Source organism: Stenotrophomonas rhizophila, from assembly GCF_000661955.1.
Classification (GTDB): domain Bacteria; phylum Pseudomonadota; class Gammaproteobacteria; order Xanthomonadales; family Xanthomonadaceae; genus Stenotrophomonas; species Stenotrophomonas rhizophila.
The window spans coordinates 1,187,215-1,206,176 of record NZ_CP007597.1 but is presented as its reverse complement, the minus strand read 5'-3'; the positions used below and the strand labels follow the sequence as shown (position 1 = coordinate 1,206,176).

Here is an 18,962-nt window from a genome sequence, read left to right as displayed (position 1 = left end):
AGAGCAACCCACCAACGGTAGGCGTTACCGCCGCACGATCGCCAGTACGTCATCCAGCAACGCCGCCGCAGTGACGTCCGCGCCTGCACCCGGCCCCTGGATCAGCAGCGGCTGGGTGGGATAGCGATCGCTGTGGATGGCCACGCGGTTGTCGGTCTGGCCGCCACCGGCCAGCGGGTGGCCCAGCGGCAGGATGCGCAGGCCCACCGTTGCACCGTCATGGTCGAAGCCGCCCACGAACCGCAGGCAGCCGCCCTGCTCCTGCGCCTGCTGCCAGAACGCCTGCAGCGGTGCATCCAGCAACGACAACTGTGCCAACGCGGCGTCAGTCGGCAGCGCGGCGAGCGCGGCCGGGACCAGCGAGGTCACCGCCACCTGCTCACCGCGCAGTGCGATGCCACTGGCCCGCGCCAGGATCAGCAGCTTGCGGCGCACGTCCTCACCGGACAGGTCCACGCGCGGATCCGGCTCGGTATACCCGGCGCTGGCCGCCTCGCGCACCCATTCTGAAAATGCGCGCTGGCCGACGTAGTGATGGAACAGCCAGGCCAACGAACCGGACAGCACGCCTTCCACGCGGTGGATGCGGTCGCCGCCGGCCACCAGCGCGCGCAGGCTGCTGAGCAGGGGCAGCCCGGCACCGACCGTGGCGCTGTCGCCGTACTGCGCACCGCCGCCCAGCCGCCCTTCGGTGATCGCCTGCGCCCGCGCCAGCTGCGCACCCTGGCCCAGCTTGTTGGCGGTCACCACGTGCACGCCACGCGCCAGCCATTGTTCGTGCCAGTTGGCCACGTCGTCGCTGGCCGTGGCATCCACTACCACATCGCCACGTTGCAGGCCTTCCGCTTCCGCCCACGGTTGCAGCGCCGGCGCGCCGCGCACGGCCAGGTTGGCCTGCTGCAGTTCGTGGTCGGGTGCCTGCGCACAGGCACGGGCGGTACGCGAATTGGCCAGCCACGAGAACGCCGGCAAGGCCACGCCGCGCGCCTGCAGTGACTGGTAGCGCTGCACGAACGCAGTGCCCACGGTGCCGGTACCCAGCAGCGCCAGGCGGCGTGCGGGCGCGGCCACCAGGGACAGAACCGCGCTCATGCATCCACCTGTTTGCGCACCACGGCCTGCGCGTGCAGGTCGATCACCGCCTGCGCGCGCTCCAGCCCGGCCTGCAGGTCGGCCACCAGGTCTTCCGGCGACTCGATGCCCACCGACAGGCGCAGCAGGCCCTCGCTGATGCCGGCATGCGCGCGCGCTTCGGGCGTCATGGCCGCGTGGGTCATGGTGGCCGGGTGCGCCACCAGGCTTTCGACACCGCCCAGCGATTCGGCCAGGGTGAAACAGCGCAGGCCATCCACGAACGCGCGCACCGCCGCGTGCGGATCATCGCCCGGGCAGGAGGCCAGTTCGAAGGACAGCATCGCGCCGAAGCCGTCCTGCTGGCGGGCGGCAATGGCATGGCCGGGGTGGTCGGCCAGACCCGGGTAGTAGACCTTGGCCACCGCATCGCTGGCGGCCAGCAGGTTGACCACCTCGGTGGTGTTTTCCTGGTGCGCGCGCAGGCGTGCACCCAGCGTGCGCAGGCCACGCAGGGTCAGGAACGCGTCGAACGGGGAGCCGGTCAGGCCCAGCGCGTTGGCCCACCACACCAGCTGCTCGTGCACGGCCGGATCGCGCGCGATCACCGCGCCGCCGACCACGTCGCTGTGGCCGTTGATGTACTTGGTGGTGGAATGCAGCACCAGATCCGCGCCGAAGGCGATCGGCCGCTGCAGCGCCGGCGACAGGAACGTGTTGTCCACCACCACCTTGGCCCCGGCCTTGTGCGCGGCATCGATGACGAAGCGCAGGTCGGTGATGCGCAGCAGCGGGTTGGACGGGGTTTCCACCAGCACCAGCGTGGGCGACTGCGCCAGCGCATCGGCCAGCGAGCGCGGGTCGGTGAGGTCGGCGGTGATCAGGCCGAAGTGGCCTTTCTTCGCCAGTGCGTTGAACAGGCGCCAGCTGCCGCCGTAGGCATCGTGCGGCACCACCAGCGTGTCACCGGGCTGCAGCAGCGCGTTGAGTACCAGGTTGATCGCGCCCATGCCGGTGGAGGTGATCACGCCGCCCGCGCCGCCTTCCAGCTCGGCCAACGCTTCGCCCAGCAGGTCGCGGGTCGGGTTGCCGCTGCGGGTGTAGTCGTACTGGCGCTTGTTGCCAAAGCCATCGAAGCTGAAGTTCGACGACAGCACGATCGGCGGGGTCACCGCGCCGTGGGCGGTATCGCGGTCGATGCCGGCACGCACGGCGGCGGTGACGCGGCTACAGGACGGCGGGGTGCCAGTGGACAGACTCATGCGGTTTCTCCCGGGGAATGGATGGCGTTGGCGAGGATCGCGTCGATGCGATCGGTTTCTTTCAGGAAGGCGTCGTGGCCGTAGGGCGAGCGCAGCACGCGCAGGCTGCCGCGCGGGCCCAGTCCCTCGACCAGGCCGACGCAGTCGGCCAGCGGCACCAGGCGGTCGCCTTCCACGGCCACCACCACGGTGGGGACCTGGATGGCGGTGGGATCGACGCGGTGCAGGTCGATCGATTCGGACAGGCGCAGGTAGGCGTCCACCGGGGTGCGCGCCACGTACTGCGCGCCGGCGGCGTCCAGATAGTCCTCGGCAGCCACGCGCACGCGGCCATTGACCAGCTCCGGGGCGGTGTCGAAGCGGTCGCCGAACTCCTCCGGGGTACGGTAGCTGAGCATGGCGAACTGGCGGGCCAGCGCCAGCCCGTGGCTTTCGGCGCACTGCAGCTGGCCCAATGCGACCGCGCGGCGCTGCAGCGCGCGCCAGGCGGCGGCATAGGGATGCGGGCGGTGCGCGCCGCTGACCGCCACCAGCTTGCGCAGCCGCTGCCGATGGCGCACCGCGAACTGCTGGCCGACCAGCGCACCGTAGGAGTAACCGACCAGGCAGTGCAGCTGGCCGATGCCGAGCTGGTCGAGCAGCAACGCCAGCGCATCGGCCTGGTCGGCGGTATCGATCGGCAGGTCCAGCGCACCGTCGGCGCCGATGAAATCGAAGGCGAGAATGCGCAGGGCGGTGGGATCCAGGCTGCGCCCGGGCGCGACCAGGCCCTCGGCCCAACCCTTCTCGGGGAAGTCGGCATTGGCCGCCACGTGGCGGTGCGCGGAGATGCCGCCGGCCAGTACCACCACCGGCGCATCGCTGCGGCCCACCAGCTCATAGCGCAGGCGCACCGGCCGCGGCCCGCCATGGCGCATCGACAGCACCGCGGCGATATCGCCGCGCACGGCGTGCAAGCTGGTATCGAGCGGGACGCTGATCGGTGCGAAGGCGTCGGTGGCAACAGCGGCGGCAGTAGCGAAACCCATGGCGGTATCCAGAGAAGGAGTCGGCCATCGAGCTTTCGCGGAGCTCGCGTTCGAGGTGCACGCACGGCGCACGGTTCGAACCATCTTTCGGAAGACCACAACGGTCTCCGCAGGATTTGGCACCTACGCAGGTCGCTTGCGCGCCTGCGGGCTGCCCCGGCTTCAAAGGGCCTGTCCCTCTGCCGGTCTCGATGGTGAGGCTACGATGCCAGCCCTTTCCGGAGATGTCAATCCTTTCATCCGGATGAAGCGATATAGCTTTTTCTCATCAGCGGTCGATCGGCGGGGCGGGCTACCAGCGGTAGCGCACCCCCCAGCTCGCCCGAGTGCTGCCGGTAACCGTGGCCGCCACGCTCCAGCACCAGCAGGCCGGTCCCGCTCCAGCCCGAGGCCAAGGCCAGTTCGGCGCCCAGTTGCACCTGGTAACGGTCCTGCGGCTGGACCGAGGCAAACCGCGCTGAATACGCAATCAGATCAATGATCGCCCGGCCTGACGCTCCAGATACCCGGCCAGTGCCTGGAATCGCCGCCGCGTTTCATATTCGAATATCCGGATCGCCACGCCATTCAACAAAAACCCAAGCCAGGCAGGCCTCAGCCGCAGGTTGAAGGAGTACACCAACTGCGACGTGCCGCTGTCCAGATCACGGTGACGCATTGTCGCGCCCCAGAATTCAAATGGGCCGCTGGGCTCAACCAGTATGGCCGCAGCGAGCTCCGAGCGACGATAGTTGATAAAGCGCGTGCGCATCGACAGGTGCTTTTTCCAACCGCGCCCCTGGTTGTAGCTGACAGCGCCGATATATGGATGCGTGCCCCCGGTTTCGATCTGCGCGCACGACAGCAACGTATCCCATTCCAGGCGAACCTGATGGTTGTGGAAAGCCTCGAACGTATCGACCGCCGACGCAGGCATGGTCAGGACAATTCGTCTTCGTGCATTCATGTCGACTCCCCATCGTATTTTCCCACCCGCCTGCCACGTGCCATCCAATGCAGGGCGTCACATGGTATTCCGCCACACCCCGCTCCGCATTACCCAGCCCCGCGCAGGTCGGTTGAGCACCGGCCGTGCATGGTCCGCCCATCCGCCGGCCTGTCGCATCTGCCCCGCAAATGAGACTGAAGAGCGGCCAGGCGTCCACGTTCCGCCGCGGAAGTGGAGTGCCGGGGTGACCCTGCCGTGCCGGAACCGAAATCCTCAACAAGTTGCATGGCCCACCCGGGACGCCGCAGCCACACTGGCTGTACCCCATCCGGCACCTGACATGCACCCCGGCACCTTCCCCCGGTACCTTCCCCCGTCGCTGGACGAGGCTGCGCCGAGCAGCTGATACGCGGCAATATCCAGCGGCTTCAAATTGCGGGCGCTGACCACCATGAACGCATCTGATCTGCACACCCTTGGCGGGGCACCCAACCCTGATCGCGACAGTGGGTCAGCGCATCCGGAGCGTCGCGTCCTGCTGTTGGTCGCATTGGCATGCACTCTCCTCGGTGCCTGCAAACAGCCGGATGACCATGACAACGATCCATCCAGCCGCGTTGGTGGCAGCCTGACCTCGATGGACTATGAGCCTACCGATACCTTCGTGCGCCCGGTCTATGTCAATGGGCGTGGCGGCGACAGCGCCGGGGCTGGCGGCAGCACCGTGCTCAGCGCGATAAGTCTGCCGCAACGCTGGCACCCAGGGTTGACCGTGCATGTCAAATGGCGGCGCTGTGCGCGTGGCACTTACTACATCCCCGGCATACCTCAGGACGAAGGCTGTCGCTGGATTGAAAAGGACGTCCCCGTTCATCCTTACACGCATGTGGGCCACACTTGGCTGCACATCTTCGCCGACGACCACGTGCTGGTGGTTCCGGCCATGCTGGCCCCGAACCATCCTGAATATCCCGGCGCAGGATTCCCTCACAAAAACTTCAACGAAGAAATTGGAATTGGCCGCGATGAATGAACTCGCTCGGCTACCTGACGGCGCTCCCAACACGCATGTTCAACGAACCTGCCAATGCAAGCGCGGGCCTGCAACACGTGCCGCGCTGGTTCGCGGCCAGCCGGGGGCACAGCAATGGGGCGCGCCGCGTTCTGGCGTGCGGCAACGGGCAATGAAGCGCGGCACCCGCTCTGCACCTTCCTCCGCATTGCCGCCCGGCGCGCAATTTCAGGAATGACCATGAAAAGACAACCTGCCCTGCCCCTGCTGCTCATCGCGGCCGTGCTGACTGCCTGCGCACAAACCGAATTGACAGACCCGTCAGTGCCCGATATCTGGAGAACCTGGCCAACCGCACCCGAACCGCCGCAACCGCTGTTGAACACGGTATGGAAGCTGCGCGATCTGCCGGCCAGCGACGCGCATCCGGCCATCACCCTCTCGCCCGAATCCCACGCCGGCTTCATCATCCTGGAAGCCGATGGCCAGCACCTCACCGGTTACGCCGGCTGCCAGCCGATGACCGCGCTGTACCACCAACAGGGCGCGCGGCTGAAGATCGACGGCCTGGCCCGCATCGGCTCGCGCTGCCACAAGGAGAAGTTCAACAACGTGGGGGACCGCTTCGCCGCCGCCCTGAGCAATGCCACTGGCTACCGGCTGGCGAGCGACGATGCGCTGCTCCATATCCTCAACGGCGATCAGGTCACCGCCACCCTGATCTATCGCACGCCACCCAAGGGTCACTGGTGATCCTCCCGCCTCGGCACGGGTCGCCACGCAAAACAGCCGATCACTTTTTCGGTGCAGTAGACACGCTGCCAAACGGAGCGCAGGCAGCCCATCGATGGCTACCCGATTGCATAGGGTCTTCGCACAGCACTCGCACCTCGACAATGGAGCAATTTGAATGCGTCTGAAACCCATTGGACTACTGGGCCTGTTGCTCCTGGTGAGCCTGACGACAGCGGCTTGCAGACCAGGTTCCAAAATGAGCTCGGTGGGTGTGGTCGGCTATAACCATACCGATACCACGATCGTCCAGTTTGTCCTGGATGGGGGTGGAGGGGATGGTTTCATTCGCGCCCACCGGGGCGGTGGTAATACCAGTTGCTGTACGTCAATCCCACGCAGGTGGCACCCTGGCTACGAGGTCGCGATTGAGTGGACCAACGATCTGGAAAACTTCAAGCAAAAGGTTATAGCTGTTCCAGAATATGACGCGAAGGCTTCACGGATGGCAGTCCACTTTTTGCGCAACGGCGACGTGAAAATATTTGTGACATCACTTTCTCTTGGGCATCCGGATTATCCCTTAACTGGCCCGGAAGCAGGTTTGAACGAAGGTGAGGATCCCATCAGGGATGAGTGGCGATATCAGAAGAAGAAGCCATGAGCGGGACCATTGCCACTGGCATGTAACCGATGAAGATGGCCGCAGGGCGTTGAAGGAAGCTACGGTTCGATTCAGGGATTTTCCTCATCAGCCGCCAAGATTTTCCGGCCGGCAGCACATCCTGCGCTACCAGCGGTAGCGCAGCCCCAACTGGCCCGAGAGCTGCCGGAAGCCGTCGCGACCGCGCTACAGCGGATGCGACATTCGCCGGCAATTCGCAACTAATTGCATACCTTGCACTCGGCCAGGCTGTCACGCAACGCCGCCGCTAACGCACCCCATGCCCTCCCCTTCTCTTGCCCGCCCCCTCTTTCCACAACAGCGCCTCCGCGCATGGCCAGCCGCACTGCTCGCCGCCGCACTCCCGCTGGTGGCGACCTCCGCGCCATTGCCCTTGGCAGACCGGCCTCCGGCCCCCGGCAAGGACACCCACCACGCGCTGTGCCATGCCAATTACTGCGTGCTGGTTGACGGCACCGGCAATCGGCTGGGCGCCTACCAAACGAAGGCCATCTCCACGTTCACCAACGGACTGGCGGTATTCGACGACTACGACGGTGTCGGCAAAGGCATCATCGATGCCACGGGCAAGGTGGTTGTGCACGGGCAGTTCTACTCACTGAAAGTGCATGGCAACGGGCTGATCCAAGCCCGTGCCAGCGAGTACGGCGGCGACCTGTCCTACTACGACCGCACCGGGAAGCGGGTACGCCACTTCGAGGCCGGCGGCACGGGCCGACGCCACCACGCGCGCAGTTGGGCAGGCGCGCCCACCGTGGAACAGTGCAACAACGATGTTTGCACGACGTCGGTACTGGGTGCCGATGGCCGCACGCTGGCAGAATTTGCTTCGCTTAAGGAACTCGACGGCCATGACTTCGCCGCAGCCTCGCGGGATGGTCGTACCTTCGGCCTGATCGACACGCAACTGGCCTGGAAAGGGCGCGGCGATTACGCCGATATCCGGGCTGCCGGCAAGGTATTGCTGGCCGAGCGCGACGGCGGCCGAACGGTCCTGGACGCGCAAGGCCGCGAGCTGCTGCCGCTGGCCGATTACCAGGAAATGGGACGCCTGGACACGGGTATGTACATCGCGACCCTGCCCAACTCCCAAACCTGCCTGTACTTCACTGCAAAGGGGGAAGCGTTGTCGCCGAAGCGCGATGACTGTGTGCAGGGCGGTGGTGCTGCACTGGGCTATTACATCTTCGCAAACCAGCAGGGTTCCTATGTCGCGACGCTCGAAGGCGAGGCAATGTCGCCGATGATGGGCCCTGTGCTGATGCCGTTGAACCGGCGCGCCGTCCTCCAGGTGGACCACGAATGGCGTGCTGGCACGGCCACCCCGCAGGGCAAGCCACTGCTTCCGTGCAGCTACAAGGGCTTGAAGGCGTTTGTCGAGAACGGAACCACGACCGTCCTCCGAGACGATCTATTGGTCGCCCATGTCGAAGAAGGAGTCGGCCTGCTGGACCTGCGCGGCGACTGGCGAATTGCCCCGCGTTACGAGGAGATCGTCCCGCTCAGCACCACCTTGGTGGCGGCACGGGCCGATGACGAGCAGTGGCAGATACTGGACATCACTGGAACCGCCATCGACGCAGCATCCTCGACGTTACCCGCGCGCGTTCCATTGCCCGATGGCAGCAGCGGTTTCGTCGTTCAATCGGGCGAGTTCCATGGCTTGCTCGGCGAAGACGGTCGTTGGCGGGTGCCGCCTCGTTACGCGGAAGTGGCTTCCGTGGGAGGCGCCGTGCTGGTCTACCGACAAGCACCGGCGGCGGGCGAGGCGACGGCCCGGTTCTACGATCTGGCCAGCCACTCTGAACAGCCTGAGCCGCTGCTGGTGTCCGCGTCGGAACGGGCCGATGGCTTGATCGAAGGGATTGGCGTGGATGGCCTGATGCATCTGTTGACCGCCGAAGGGCGGATCCTGGCCAGCCTGCCCTCCGAACGGCCCACCTCCGCCACCGGGCCCTACGCTCCCCCCCTCACCTGCTCCTCCCTCCGAGCACCCGTGACACCCGTGCCCTCCCCCAACCCTCCACATCTGCCGGTCAATCAGCGTGCGCAGCAGGTCAAACGCGAATTCCAGGCCGAGCTGCGCACGGCACGACGCATCGTCATATTGATCGCGATGACCTTCATCCTGCCCGGGACTGTCGCAGGCCTGTATCTGCTGCTTACCGCCGCCAAACCGGTCCGCGCACCGGAGCTGGTCGCGCTCGCCGCTCCGGGAGTGCTGCTGGCCCTGATCGGCCTGCCGTTTGCCATCCCCCACCTGCTACGACTGCGGGCCGCCGAACGGCGGCGGCCGGCACGATCCATGACCCGGTGTGCCGCGCATCCACAGCGTCGGGTGGACAACCGGCTGGAAGCCACCGGTCTGGAGGCCGTCGCCGCAACCGGGACGCGTGACATCCTGCTGTTGACCGCCGAGGGCAGCCGCCAGGTTGAGCTGGACGTACCACGGTGGGCCCAGGATGCGCGGATCGATCTGTACGTGCCGGTGGTAACGGGGATGCCAGCCATGGCGACGCTGGTGGACGAACACTGGCTGGCGGCGCTGCGCTACCCGGAGATACCGGAAGTTGAAGTGCAGGAAGGCCCGATGACGGACGCGGATTGGGCGGAACTGCGCGGTTCTGCAGAGGCCGCAGTCCGAGGTATCTGCCTTATATTCGGCGCTAGTCTCGTGGTGCTCGTGGCGGTGCTGTTGTTGCTGGGCCTTCCCCTGCACCAACTGCCGTGGATGCTGGGCATCGTCGGCGGAAGCATGGTCGGATTGGGTCTACTGGCATTGCTGAGCAATCCGCAACTGCGTGCGCTCCGTTGGCGGCGTAGTCCCAACCTGTGCAAGCGCAGCTACCGCGGCATCGCCACGGAGGTGCTGCTGACCTCGCGGCGAATGGCATCACATCGCCGTTCGGAAACCCATGTCCGGGCGTGGGTGCGCTTCGGAGGCGGCAACCATCGTCAAGGTGACCAGTGGCACTGGGTGGGCAACTGGACCGACGGCAATGGCGCCGAGGCCGACCTGCTGCTGGACTGCGTTACCGTCGGTGAGCCGATGACTGTCACGTATCTCTACAAGAATGGGCGCAGGAAAATCAGATTGCAGCCACAGTAGGTGGCGGTGCGACGCATCACCGCGCAACGTCGCCCCACCATGTGGTGCGACGGGGAGAATAAGCGAAAAACTGACTCGACAGCTGCCCGAAGCGCTTCTTGAACATCGCGGCGAAGGTGCTAGGACTGGCATAGCCCAGCGAGCGCGCACAGGCGCTGGATGGTAGCGCCCGGCCCCGGCCTGCACCAACAGAACGACGGCGGCGCCTTTAGTGAGCGGGAAGACGAAACGCCGACGCCCGATGTTTCAAGGGCTCGCAGTGTCGGCATTAATCGTAGCCAACGTCGGGGCTGGGATCCACGACGCAGGCGACCATGACAGGGCCGCGCACGACACGCCCCTCCCCTTCATCGTCGCGCTCCATCACGGCGTCCACGTGCAGGGATATGTTCTGCATCCCGGCGTCTCCCTCAGCGGGTTCAAACTCCTTCGACCAGACCTCATCGGGCTCCCCAGGTTCGTGGGTGAGCCCCAGCTGGTGCGCGACCCTGGCCGGGGAGGTGCCATCGAGGTAAGCGACAGCACCGGTCATTGCACCGGCTGATTGAAAGGCGACGTGTCGCGTGCGGTGCCCGGCAACAGTGATCGATGTGGAAAGTTCGAGTTCAATGACATACGGCCCCACATCCCCTTTGCGAATGGTCCACACAGGCCCGGCACCGGGCATTGTCGGCGCATCTCCCGTAGCCATGGTGGCGATCAAGGCTGTCAATACACGCGTATAGACACCTGCGTCGCCCCTGCATTCGATCAGCGTCGCCAGGTCGTCAAGCACGGCATGCTGCGCCGGGAGACGCGCGCCACCTGCCCCGTCCAGCGAGGTGCAGCCCGTCGCCAGCGCGATGATCGCCACCACCGCAATGCGACGTGCATCCGCCCAGCAAAGGTGGCGCTGTGCTGCAGAACCTGCAGCGGATGCGGCGTGGTCAGTTGCCATTGGCATCTGCCTCGGGCTCACCTGCGAACTCCTCCACGTACTCGCAGCCGCGAAGTGCGCCGCCGCTGGCATGACCGCGTACAAACGGCGTCCGTGTTTCCCACCACCCGTCCTCCGCTAGGTGCGGGTCGAATTCACCGAGGAACATCGCCACACCGTGCTCGTCTTCGACCTCGTTCATGCCGAGCCGCCCGGCAAGGGTAGCCGGCACGTCACTTGGGTGAACCGCCGCCAGGTGGCCATTGGATTCGACGATGCGCGCCACCGCGCGGCCATCCACCCGGAAGCCTGCAGGCGCATCCCAGTACCCATTGCCATCGGCATCGCGCGCCGGCCGCCAGCCCTGTACCGGCGTCGCACCGGCCTGGGCCCGGTTCAGCGCGCCGCGTGCCTCCCTCGCCTCGGCGAAGCCCGCGCGACACACCAGCACGCGCTGGAGGACACTGCCTAGGTCCTTGTCCACCGCTACGCGCGCGGGCGACGACACGTCGTCAGCGACTGCGTCCCAGCGATTCGAGACGCGCACCTCGCAACCAGCCAGGACGCCACCAGGATCCCTGGCAACCCAGGCAGCCTCCAGCGACATACGCTCCACGTAACCGCTCCCCCGCCCTTCCATTGCGATCGTGCGGGCGACGATTCCCGGGCGTTCCACGTCCGGCGCCAACGCATGCGCCGCAGCGAACGCCGGCAGCGTCACCCCCTCCAGCACGGCCGCGTAGACGTTTCCCTGCAGGGCCACACGCGTCGTCGCATGCCCGAACACGGTAATGGGGGCCGACAGGCGATAGTCGGACTGGAATGCACTCCCCGAGTCGGCTTTCGTCCACGCCGGCATCCCGCCCGGGCCGAAGCCAGCGGGCGACCCCTGCGGGCCCAGTGCACGTACGAACGTGCCCATGCGCTCGTGCACGTCGGCATCTGCACGGCATTCGATGACGGCCACCAGGTCCGCGGCGAGCGCAGGTCCGGGCTCGGCTTCAGGCAGGTTGGCCAGGGCATTCGGCACGACCGTCAGCCACGGTAGGAGTAGAGCAGTGGCAAGGACGGAACGTACGGAGACGTGGGATTGCATCAGTACTCCAAGTGCAGCGTCCGGACGTGATTCCCTCAGGACAGAAGCACGCATGGTAGCGAGCACAGACGACGCACCAGAATACAAAAGGTTGCAAAACCTCTTGGCGACGGGTGCAACCTTTGTCGCATGTGACCCCGTGCTCCCCGTGGCAGACTGGCTTGCGTGCGCAGACCGTCGCACAGACCGCCTCCACCACGAATTTCAGAATTGTTGCATTCAAGTCGCCGCTGCTCGGCGCTAGGATTCGGCTTTCCTGCCGGACATCCGGTCTTCATAGAAGCGAGCCAGTGCCTTATGTCGCACGCCCCCCTTCCCGCTTCCGCGACTTCCGCAGCCGCCCCGTCCCGCCGCCATAAAATGACCGATTTCATTGCCTGGTGTAGTGCCTGCACCCTGCTCCCGCTCATCACCGAACTGCTGTTTTCTGTCACCGACGGCACCGCTGGCTACTACTATCTATCAGCATTTGCATTGGTCGTCGGTTACATCGCACTGACACTCGCGGCCATCATCACGGGCATCATACGCAAGACACTTCTAGCATCCCTGGTGGGTGTCTTGATCAGCTATCCCATCGCGGTGGTGATCCTGCTCATCGTGATGAGCCTGCACGCCTGGGGTACATGATGAAATGCGCTGACGTAACGTTGTCCTCCCGCCGAATCCACCAACGTGATCGCTATCTGGGCTACGCGCAGGACGGCTGGCGGCTCCCGCATGAATGACAGAGTCGCAGGGCCTCCGCCGTTACCACCCATCGCAACGTCACCGCAGCAGAGCGGCGGCGTCCCCCGGGCATGCCCAGGGTGCAGCTACCGCTGGGCACTCAACGCATTTCTGCTGGCCGCTGTCGCCAGTGGCCTGGCGCAGTTGCTGGCACACATCGCCCCGGACTCGGTGGCGGTGGCGCTCTACTTGCCCGTCATCATGACAGGCGCCGTCGTGCACGTCGTCATGTTGGTGGCCACGGCGTATCGCAGCCATGGCAGCCTTGGCAGCGTGGTTCTGTGGGGGCTGGCGGCGACGCTATGCCCCCCGTTCGGATCGATCCTTGCGCTGTTGCTGCTGCGGCCTCGCTGTCCCCACACGTGCTCAAACGCACAGGACGTTCCCCGCTGAACGACGCCATCCCCGACCGCATCATCGACGCAGATGCTCTCTCGCAAGCCATATCCACCCGCTAGACCAGCCACCGCGATATTTGAATTATGACCAACAGTTCAAGCTCGTCCCCGATGGCCCTGCCTGCCCCACGCCGCCGCGGTGGAATGGTTGATTTCTTTGCGTGGTGCAGCGCGTGCCCTCTGCTGATGATCATCGTCGCGCTGGCGTTCTCCGACCCGGGCCGAGGCATTGGCTACGCCTACTTGGCGTTGGCTACATTGGCAGGAGGCTACGTCGTTCTGCTAGTGGCGGCCCTGATCACGGGCATCACACGCAACACGCTCGGCGCCTCGCTTTCCGGTGTACTCGTGAGTCTCCCTGTCGCCGTGGTGGGCTACCGGATCGTGCTGTACGTATACACCCTCCTATCCGACTGGGCTGCGTGATGACGTGCAGTGGCGGAAGGTCTGCCTACAGCCCTGCCTCCCTGTGCACGCTGACCATCTGGGCCGGCGTCGGAATGGCCGCGTACGCCACGGTGGAGGTACTGACAATGGCTGACTTCATGTTCCACAACTATTGGGCATGGTGGACCGCCGCTGCAGCGGCAACGGTACTGCCTGTCACCGCGCTGGTCGCTGGTCACTTGTGTGGCACTCGAGGCGCCAGTATTGGCGGGCTCGCCTGCGGCGTGGCGTTGGCCGGAGCCACCGAGCTTGTACTCCTGCTTGTACTCACTCTCGCATGAGCGACCGACAACCTCCGCCGCTGCCGCCCCTGGCACCACCACAACAGCAGGCCCGGGCATGCCCGGGCTGCAGCTATCAATGGGCACTCAACGCGTACTTGCTGGCAGCCGCCGCCATCGGCCCGGCGCTGCTGATCTGGCAGCTCTACCCGTCCTCAATCGCGGTAGCGCTGCACCTGCCCGTCATCGTGGCAGGCGGCGCGGTGCACCTCGTCGCGTTGCTCGTCACGGCACATCGCAGCCATCGCAACGCACTTGCCTGGGGTTTGCTGGCCTTGGTGTGCCCTCCGCTCGGATCGATGCTTGCGCTGTTGCTGTTGCGGCCACGGGGCCACTGTTAACCCCGATCGCCGCTGCCGTCCTGAATCTTCCTTCAGGAATGGTCGTAGGTTGGGCGATGCAATCGACGATGCACGCCGACCTGGTGCTGCGAGCCTTGATGATGGCCGTATGGCGACGGAAGCCGCCCGCCGAGCTGCTAGTGCATTCCGGTCAAGGCACGCAGTTCACTGGACACGACTGGCAAGATTTCCTGAAAGCGCATGGACTCGTCAGTAGCATGAGCCGGCGACATACCTGTCACGACAACGCGGTCGCCGAGAGCTTCTTCCAACTTCTCAAACGCGAGCACATCAAGCGCCGGATCTACGTGGCTCGCGAGGAAGCAAAGTCCGACGTCTTCAACTACATCGAGACGTTCTACAACACCAGACGACAGCACGGGCACAACAACGGGCTATCTCCGGTAGAGCTCGAAAAGCAGCAATCAAAATGAGGCTTCGGTGTGTCTACAGAGAAGCCGGGGCGATTCAGTCCGGGCGCACCGACGGATCTGGGCCCGACTATCAACTGCAATCTATTGACCGGTTCGCAGGAGGCGCTGTCCTCGCCTTATCGAGCGGCCGTAGTAGCGCGGAAGGACTGGTCCAATTCGGCAGGAGTGTGAGATGGAGTCGTATCCCGTTTTGGAGGGGCAGTAGGCCATAGCCGTAGCGCGGACCTTTTCACATATGCAACTTGTGGCATGGCGCTTCGTTCCACCCTTTCCTAGGATGCAGGCACGCTTTGCGTGCGTCGGTCCACATACCGATGTGCCGCAGCGCATTCCTCCTCCTTTGGATTTACCTCTCAGATGAGTTCGATGTTTCTAGCGCTGAAGCGCTATGCCGATTTCCGGGGCCGTTCCGGCCGTAAGGAATATTGGATGTTCTACCTGATGCTGTGCTTGGTCGCGGCAAATGGATATGCGGCAATGTATGTCGGCTACGCCATTCAGAGCGAAATTCTGCTGGTACTGTACGCGACGCTGTTGACGGCACTCGGACTAGCGGTCCTTGTTCCGTCCATTGCGGTGACCGTTCGTCGTCTGCACGACAGCGACATTTCCGGGTGGTTTTGCCTCTTGGTGGTGATTCCGTACATCGGTGGATTGATCCTGCTGGCGCTTACCCTGATGCCCGGAACGACCGGCCCGAACCGCTACGGCGCTGAGCCCGCGTCGTTGTAGTTCCGCCAGTACCAGACAGCACCGTGACACGGGGCTCCTCCTTATCCATCCGCCTTAACGACAGCTGCAATGTGCTCAGCACTCGCACCGCGACAATGGAGTAATTTGAATGCGCCTGAAACCCATTGGACTACTGGGCCTTTTGCTCCTGGTGAGCCTGACGGCAGTGGCTTGCAGGCCAGGTTCAAAAATGAGTTCTGTGGGTGTGGTCGGCTATAACCATACCGATACCACGATCGTCCAGTTTGTTCTGGATGGGGGTGGAGGGGATGGTTTCATTGACGCCCACCGGGGCGGTGGCAAGACCAGTTGCTGTACGTCAATCCCCGGCAGGTGGCATCCTGGTTATGAGGTCGCAATTGAGTGGACCAACGATCTGGAAAACTTCAAGCAAAAGGTAGTGGCTGTTCCAGAATATGATGCGGAAGCTTCTCAAATGGCAGTCCATTTCTTGCGAAATGGCGACGTGAAAATTTTCGTTACATCGCTTTCTCTGGGGCATCCGGATTACCCTTTAACAGGCCCGGAAGCAGGTTTGAACGAAGGTGAGGATCCCATCAGGGATGAGTGGCGAAATCAGAAGAAGAAGCCATGAGCGGGACCATTGCCACTGCATATAACCGACGCCCGAAGATGGCCGTAGGGCGTTGAAGGAAGCTACGGTTCGATCCAGGGATTTCCCTCATCAGCCGCCAAGATTTTCCGGCCGGCAGCACATCCGGTGCTACCAGCGGTAGCGCAGCCCCAGCTCGCCCGAGTGCTGCCGGTAGCCGTGGCCGCCACGCTCCAACACCAGCAGGCCGGTCCCGCTCCAGCCCGAGGCCAGGGCCAGTTCGGCGCCCAGTTGCACCTGGTAACGGTCCTGCGGCTGGGCCGAGGCAAACCGCGCCTGGTCCAGCGCCAGCGTGGTGGGGCGGCTGTCGCGGACGGCGCTGACGCCGATGAACGGCTGCACCCGGACCGGGCCGGCCGTGTCCCGCCAGGCCAGCCGAACACCGGCTTGCCCGCGCCATACGCCCTGGTCCCATCCGGCCACCACGGTGCCGTTCGCTTCGCGGTGGTCGCCGCCACGCAGTTGGGTATAGGTGGCCTGCACACGCGGTTCCACCACCAGCGCGGCGACCGGCGAGATGGGCAGGTGCCAGCGGTAGCCGCCCTCCACCGACCCGGCCCAGCTGCGGGTGTCGTACCGCTCCGGCGCGATGGCCTGGCCATCGACCCGGTTGCGATAGCGCCCCGCCTGCAGCCACCCGCTGGCGAACGCACCACCGGGCTGCGCTGTCGCCTGTACCCAGCTGGCATAGACACCGACCGCGGCGCCCTGCACCCGCCCGCGGGCGTTGTAGCCGGTGAGCCGCGATGCCGCCTGCACCGTCGCCACGCCGTGGGCGGCCATCACCCCGACGGCCGCGCGCCCGTCATCGGAGGCCAGCAGATCCACGCCGGCGCGCAGCACCGCGGACTCCTGCGCGGTGGACAGTTGGCCGACTTCGCCCGGCAGCCTGCGCTGGCGGCCGTCGGCGCGTACCCACGCGCCGCGGTCCGGCACAGCGCCGGCCGGCCCCATCGCCATGCCGGCCTGCCCGTGCAGCGCGTACTGGAACAGGTCGATCGCCGCGCTGGTGTTGGCCAGGTAGGCGGCCAGTTCCGGGCGATAGATCGGCGTCGGCGGGCGGCACTCCGGCAGGTCCGGAGTGGCCGTGCACGGGTCCGGTGGCAGCGGGCAGCCCGGCAAGGACGCGTTGGCGGTGCAAGGATCCGGCGGCGGGGTGCAGCCGGGCCCATTCGGATCGGCGGTGCACGGATCCGGCGGCGGCACGTACACCGAACGCAGGTACCAGTGACCGTCGGCAACGGTCGGCCGGCCCTGGAACAGGAAATACTCGTACGCCCCGGCCACCGCGCGCCCGGCCAGGGTGAAGCCGCCGGTGGATGCGCCGTCCACCTGCACCAGGCGGATGCCCTCCACGGTCAACCCGCCGGCGCCGCCGGCATTGTCGACCTGGAGACCGAACTGGCCGCGGACATCGCCCCGCACATGCAGCAGGTCGCCGGGCGAACCATCGGCGCCGAGCCGGGCACGCAGTGCGAACGTGCCGCCACCACCGTCCAGGTCGCCGTCCACCCGCAGGGTGTGGAAACCCGCGGCGGCGGGATCGGAAAGAGCCACCGTGGCGTTGTCCACGCGCAGTGCCTGCACGTCCGAACCGGCGGTGAGCTGCCAGCGGCTGCCGCCGGCGATGGACAGCCCGGTGACGGTGGCGCTGGTCGCGCCGGTCCAGACCGCCCCGCTGTCCAGGGCCACCGTGGTCGCTGCGGCGAAGCTGCCCGATGGCGTCCCGGGAACGAAGCCGATATCCCCGCTGGCCTGCGTCGCACCGCGCATCGACAAGGTGGTGGGCGCGGCACTGGCCTGGTCGAACAGATGCCCGTTGCCGCCACTCACCTGCGCCCCTGCCGACAGCTCGACCACGCCGCCGTCGCTGCGCAGCGCCCCGTACTGCACGCTGTCCAGGCGACCACCGGCCATCTCGAACCGGCCGGCAATGTCGGCGCCCCAGCTGTCGGCACCGGACGCGCGCAGCTGGGTATCGGTCAACTGGAACGAACCGGCGGCATCGGTCAGGCGCAGCGTCGAGGCCGCATCGCCGGTGGAGGTCAATCGTGTGCCGGTGAACGTGGCGCTGTCGGCACCGGCGATCACCGCCGAGGCCACGCTGTCGATGCTGCCGCCGGTGACGGTCAGGGCAGTCGCGCCGTTGAGCTGGATGCCGGCGGAGCGGGCACCGAAGGTGGTGATCGCCACGCCGTCCAGGCCGATGGTGGCCGGAACCCCACCGAATACCTGCGACTGGATCCCCGCCGCATCGTCGCCACCGGTGGCTATCGTCCCGCCGCTGACCGCAAGCGTCCCGCCGCTGCGCACCAGCACGGCCGCGGCGTTACTGCCGGAGGTGGACAACGTGGTGCCGGCCATCTGCACCGTCACGCCCTGGCTCATCGCCAGGGCATTGGCAAAGTTCCCGATAGTGCGCACCACGCTGTCCTGCAGTTCGGTCGACACACCCGCAGCGCTGATGCCGATGCTTCCCGGTTCGCTGGTCAGCACGGTTGTCCGAACCAGCGTTAGTGCGCCCGAATTCAGCACCCCAAAGTTCGCACCGGCATGAATGATCGTGCTGTCGGTCAAGGTGCCGGTACTGTTGGTGCCGATAAGGACACCGAACCCCCGCTTCTGCATTTCGATGCGTGTGCCCGCAATGCGCACTTCTCCGCCCGAGGCCGCTTCCACCCCGACACCGGACTCGCCCGTCACCACGATCTCGCTGTTGTCCAACGTGACCAAACTGCCTGCGCCGAATGCCACCACGCCGCGCCCGGTGCCTCCTTCCGCCGTGGCGGTCAGCACCGAATCACGCCCGCTGATCGAGCCGCCATTGCCGGAGGCGCGGAACACCTCCCCGGTCGAGGAGGTATAGGTGCCCGGCGGTACATCCAGGTGGACGCCGTTGGCGACCTGCGGGTTGTCGGCCGCCGTGGCCGGCAGCGCACCGCACAGCAGCAGCGCGGCCACCAGGGGCCGCACACGCAGCCGCGGCGTGGCAGTGTTGATCATGGACGGGCCCTCCTCGCGGCCCCGGGCATCCACGTGAACCCATGCGGCAGCCTCATTCAGCGTCAGTGAGGTAACGGCGAATATCGCCGCACGTGCCCGGCGGCCCCCATGGCAGGCGTGCTTTCCTCAACGAGCGCGCTTGCGT

The 18,962-nt window shown here is 65.8% G+C and carries 16 protein-coding genes, 1 pseudogene and 1 riboswitch; of the genes and pseudogenes, 10 read left to right on the top strand and 7 right to left on the bottom strand.

From position 1 onward, the window contains the following. Window positions 1-24 precede the first annotated feature (24 nt). The 4 genes from DX03_RS05070 to DX03_RS05055 all read right to left on the bottom strand — a co-directional run bounded on the left by DX03_RS05070 (window position 25) and on the right by DX03_RS05055 (window position 4,307). Entirely contained in the window at window positions 25-1,092 is a 1,068-nt protein-coding gene (locus DX03_RS05070; RefSeq protein ID WP_038686871.1) for a homoserine dehydrogenase family protein, read from the bottom strand. Then, window positions 1,089-2,333 carry an O-succinylhomoserine (thiol)-lyase gene (locus DX03_RS05065; RefSeq protein ID WP_038686869.1) on the bottom strand — a complete coding sequence of 415 codons (1,245 nt, stop codon included), beginning with the start codon at window positions 2,331-2,333 and terminating at the stop codon, window positions 1,089-1,091. Before DX03_RS05065 ends, DX03_RS05070 begins: the two co-directional genes overlap by 4 nt. After that, the gene (gene metX / locus DX03_RS05060) at window positions 2,330-3,361 is read right to left on the bottom strand and encodes a homoserine O-succinyltransferase MetX (protein ID WP_038686867.1); all 1,032 of its coding nucleotides are present in this window, start codon (window positions 3,359-3,361) and stop codon (window positions 2,330-2,332) included. The genes DX03_RS05065 and metX overlap by 4 nt, the downstream gene beginning before the upstream one ends. Before the next feature lie 77 nt (window positions 3,362-3,438). Beyond that, a riboswitch (SAM riboswitch) is annotated at window positions 3,439-3,559 on the bottom strand. A 271-nt stretch (window positions 3,560-3,830) separates the two neighbouring features. Next, on the bottom strand, window positions 3,831-4,307 hold the full coding sequence (locus DX03_RS05055; protein ID WP_038686865.1) for a hypothetical protein: 477 nt from the start codon (window positions 4,305-4,307) through the stop codon (window positions 3,831-3,833). Between the two features lie 433 nt (window positions 4,308-4,740). Here DX03_RS05055 and DX03_RS20600 point away from each other — a divergent pair, with 433 nt between their 5' ends. From DX03_RS20600 to DX03_RS05040, 4 genes are all read left to right on the top strand, one after another. Further along, window positions 4,741-5,322, top strand: coding sequence for a DUF3304 domain-containing protein (locus tag DX03_RS20600; RefSeq protein WP_102100665.1), 582 nt, complete (start codon window positions 4,741-4,743; stop codon window positions 5,320-5,322). A gap of 114 nt (window positions 5,323-5,436) precedes the next feature. Continuing rightward, window positions 5,437-6,054 carry an META domain-containing protein gene (locus tag DX03_RS20595; protein ID WP_185753467.1) on the top strand — a complete coding sequence of 206 codons (618 nt, stop codon included), beginning with the start codon at window positions 5,437-5,439 and terminating at the stop codon, window positions 6,052-6,054. 157 nt (window positions 6,055-6,211) lie between these two features. Next, entirely contained in the window at window positions 6,212-6,697 is a 486-nt protein-coding gene (locus tag DX03_RS20590) for a DUF3304 domain-containing protein (protein WP_081797154.1), read from the top strand. Window positions 6,698-6,977: 280 nt separating this feature from the next. Further along, window positions 6,978-9,827 carry a hypothetical protein gene (locus tag DX03_RS05040; RefSeq protein ID WP_185753466.1) on the top strand — a complete coding sequence of 950 codons (2,850 nt, stop codon included), beginning with the start codon at window positions 6,978-6,980 and terminating at the stop codon, window positions 9,825-9,827. Between the two features lie 268 nt (window positions 9,828-10,095). Here the strand turns inward: DX03_RS05040 and DX03_RS05035 are convergent, their stop codons facing one another. Together DX03_RS05035 and DX03_RS05030 are read right to left on the bottom strand one after the other, a co-directional pair. Then, a complete protein-coding gene (locus tag DX03_RS05035) occupies window positions 10,096-10,764 on the bottom strand; it encodes a hypothetical protein (protein WP_185753465.1) in 669 nt (222 codons plus the stop codon). Then, entirely contained in the window at window positions 10,754-11,839 is a 1,086-nt protein-coding gene (locus tag DX03_RS05030; RefSeq protein WP_038686858.1) for a hypothetical protein, read from the bottom strand. The genes DX03_RS05035 and DX03_RS05030 overlap by 11 nt, the downstream gene beginning before the upstream one ends. A gap of 360 nt (window positions 11,840-12,199) precedes the next feature. On the opposite strand from DX03_RS05030, the gene DX03_RS05025 reads away from it, so the two are divergent. From DX03_RS05025 to DX03_RS20580, 6 genes and pseudogenes are all read left to right on the top strand, one after another. Then, the gene (locus tag DX03_RS05025; protein WP_038686856.1) at window positions 12,200-12,469 is read left to right on the top strand and encodes a hypothetical protein; all 270 of its coding nucleotides are present in this window, start codon (window positions 12,200-12,202) and stop codon (window positions 12,467-12,469) included. 608 nt (window positions 12,470-13,077) lie between these two features. Continuing rightward, on the top strand, window positions 13,078-13,392 hold the full coding sequence (locus tag DX03_RS05015; protein WP_185753464.1) for a hypothetical protein: 315 nt from the start codon (window positions 13,078-13,080) through the stop codon (window positions 13,390-13,392). Window positions 13,393-13,690: 298 nt separating this feature from the next. Further along, a complete protein-coding gene (locus DX03_RS21095) occupies window positions 13,691-14,035 on the top strand; it encodes a hypothetical protein (protein ID WP_185753328.1) in 345 nt (114 codons plus the stop codon). An 11-nt stretch (window positions 14,036-14,046) separates the two neighbouring features. Further along, window positions 14,047-14,469: pseudogene (locus tag DX03_RS20585) on the top strand (DDE-type integrase/transposase/recombinase); the annotation flags it as partial. A 357-nt stretch (window positions 14,470-14,826) separates the two neighbouring features. Continuing rightward, a complete protein-coding gene (locus DX03_RS05000) occupies window positions 14,827-15,201 on the top strand; it encodes a DUF805 domain-containing protein (protein WP_038686849.1) in 375 nt (124 codons plus the stop codon). A gap of 109 nt (window positions 15,202-15,310) precedes the next feature. Then, on the top strand, window positions 15,311-15,796 hold the full coding sequence (locus tag DX03_RS20580) for a DUF3304 domain-containing protein (RefSeq protein ID WP_081797152.1): 486 nt from the start codon (window positions 15,311-15,313) through the stop codon (window positions 15,794-15,796). A gap of 129 nt (window positions 15,797-15,925) precedes the next feature. Here the strand turns inward: DX03_RS20580 and DX03_RS04995 are convergent, their stop codons facing one another. Beyond that, window positions 15,926-18,817: an autotransporter outer membrane beta-barrel domain-containing protein gene (locus DX03_RS04995; protein WP_038686847.1), complete on the bottom strand. Its 2,892-nt coding sequence runs from the start codon at window positions 18,815-18,817 to the stop codon at window positions 15,926-15,928. Between the last annotated feature and the right edge of the window lie 145 nt (window positions 18,818-18,962).

Excerpts from the sequence above, each read along its gene's own strand:
- DX03_RS05070 (WP_038686871.1), bottom strand. The coding sequence starts at position 1,092 with ATGAGCGCGGTTCTGTCCCTGGTGGCCGCGCCCGCACGCCGCCTGGCG.
- DX03_RS05065 (WP_038686869.1), bottom strand. The coding sequence starts at position 2,333 with ATGAGTCTGTCCACTGGCACCCCGCCGTCCTGTAGCCGCGTCACCGCC.
- metX (WP_038686867.1), bottom strand. The coding sequence starts at position 3,361 with ATGGGTTTCGCTACTGCCGCCGCTGTTGCCACCGACGCCTTCGCACCG.
- DX03_RS05055 (WP_038686865.1), bottom strand. The coding sequence starts at position 4,307 with ATGAATGCACGAAGACGAATTGTCCTGACCATGCCTGCGTCGGCGGTC.
- DX03_RS20600 (WP_102100665.1), top strand. The coding sequence starts at position 4,741 with ATGAACGCATCTGATCTGCACACCCTTGGCGGGGCACCCAACCCTGAT.
- DX03_RS20595 (WP_185753467.1), top strand. The coding sequence starts at position 5,437 with ATGGGGCGCGCCGCGTTCTGGCGTGCGGCAACGGGCAATGAAGCGCGG.
- DX03_RS20590 (WP_081797154.1), top strand. The coding sequence starts at position 6,212 with ATGCGTCTGAAACCCATTGGACTACTGGGCCTGTTGCTCCTGGTGAGC.
- DX03_RS05040 (WP_185753466.1), top strand. The coding sequence starts at position 6,978 with ATGCCCTCCCCTTCTCTTGCCCGCCCCCTCTTTCCACAACAGCGCCTC.
- DX03_RS05035 (WP_185753465.1), bottom strand. The coding sequence starts at position 10,764 with ATGGCAACTGACCACGCCGCATCCGCTGCAGGTTCTGCAGCACAGCGC.
- DX03_RS05030 (WP_038686858.1), bottom strand. The coding sequence starts at position 11,839 with ATGCAATCCCACGTCTCCGTACGTTCCGTCCTTGCCACTGCTCTACTC.
- DX03_RS05025 (WP_038686856.1), top strand. The coding sequence starts at position 12,200 with ATGACCGATTTCATTGCCTGGTGTAGTGCCTGCACCCTGCTCCCGCTC.
- DX03_RS05015 (WP_185753464.1), top strand. The coding sequence starts at position 13,078 with ATGGCCCTGCCTGCCCCACGCCGCCGCGGTGGAATGGTTGATTTCTTT.
- DX03_RS21095 (WP_185753328.1), top strand. The coding sequence starts at position 13,691 with ATGAGCGACCGACAACCTCCGCCGCTGCCGCCCCTGGCACCACCACAA.
- DX03_RS05000 (WP_038686849.1), top strand. The coding sequence starts at position 14,827 with ATGAGTTCGATGTTTCTAGCGCTGAAGCGCTATGCCGATTTCCGGGGC.
- DX03_RS20580 (WP_081797152.1), top strand. The coding sequence starts at position 15,311 with ATGCGCCTGAAACCCATTGGACTACTGGGCCTTTTGCTCCTGGTGAGC.
- DX03_RS04995 (WP_038686847.1), bottom strand. The coding sequence starts at position 18,817 with ATGATCAACACTGCCACGCCGCGGCTGCGTGTGCGGCCCCTGGTGGCC.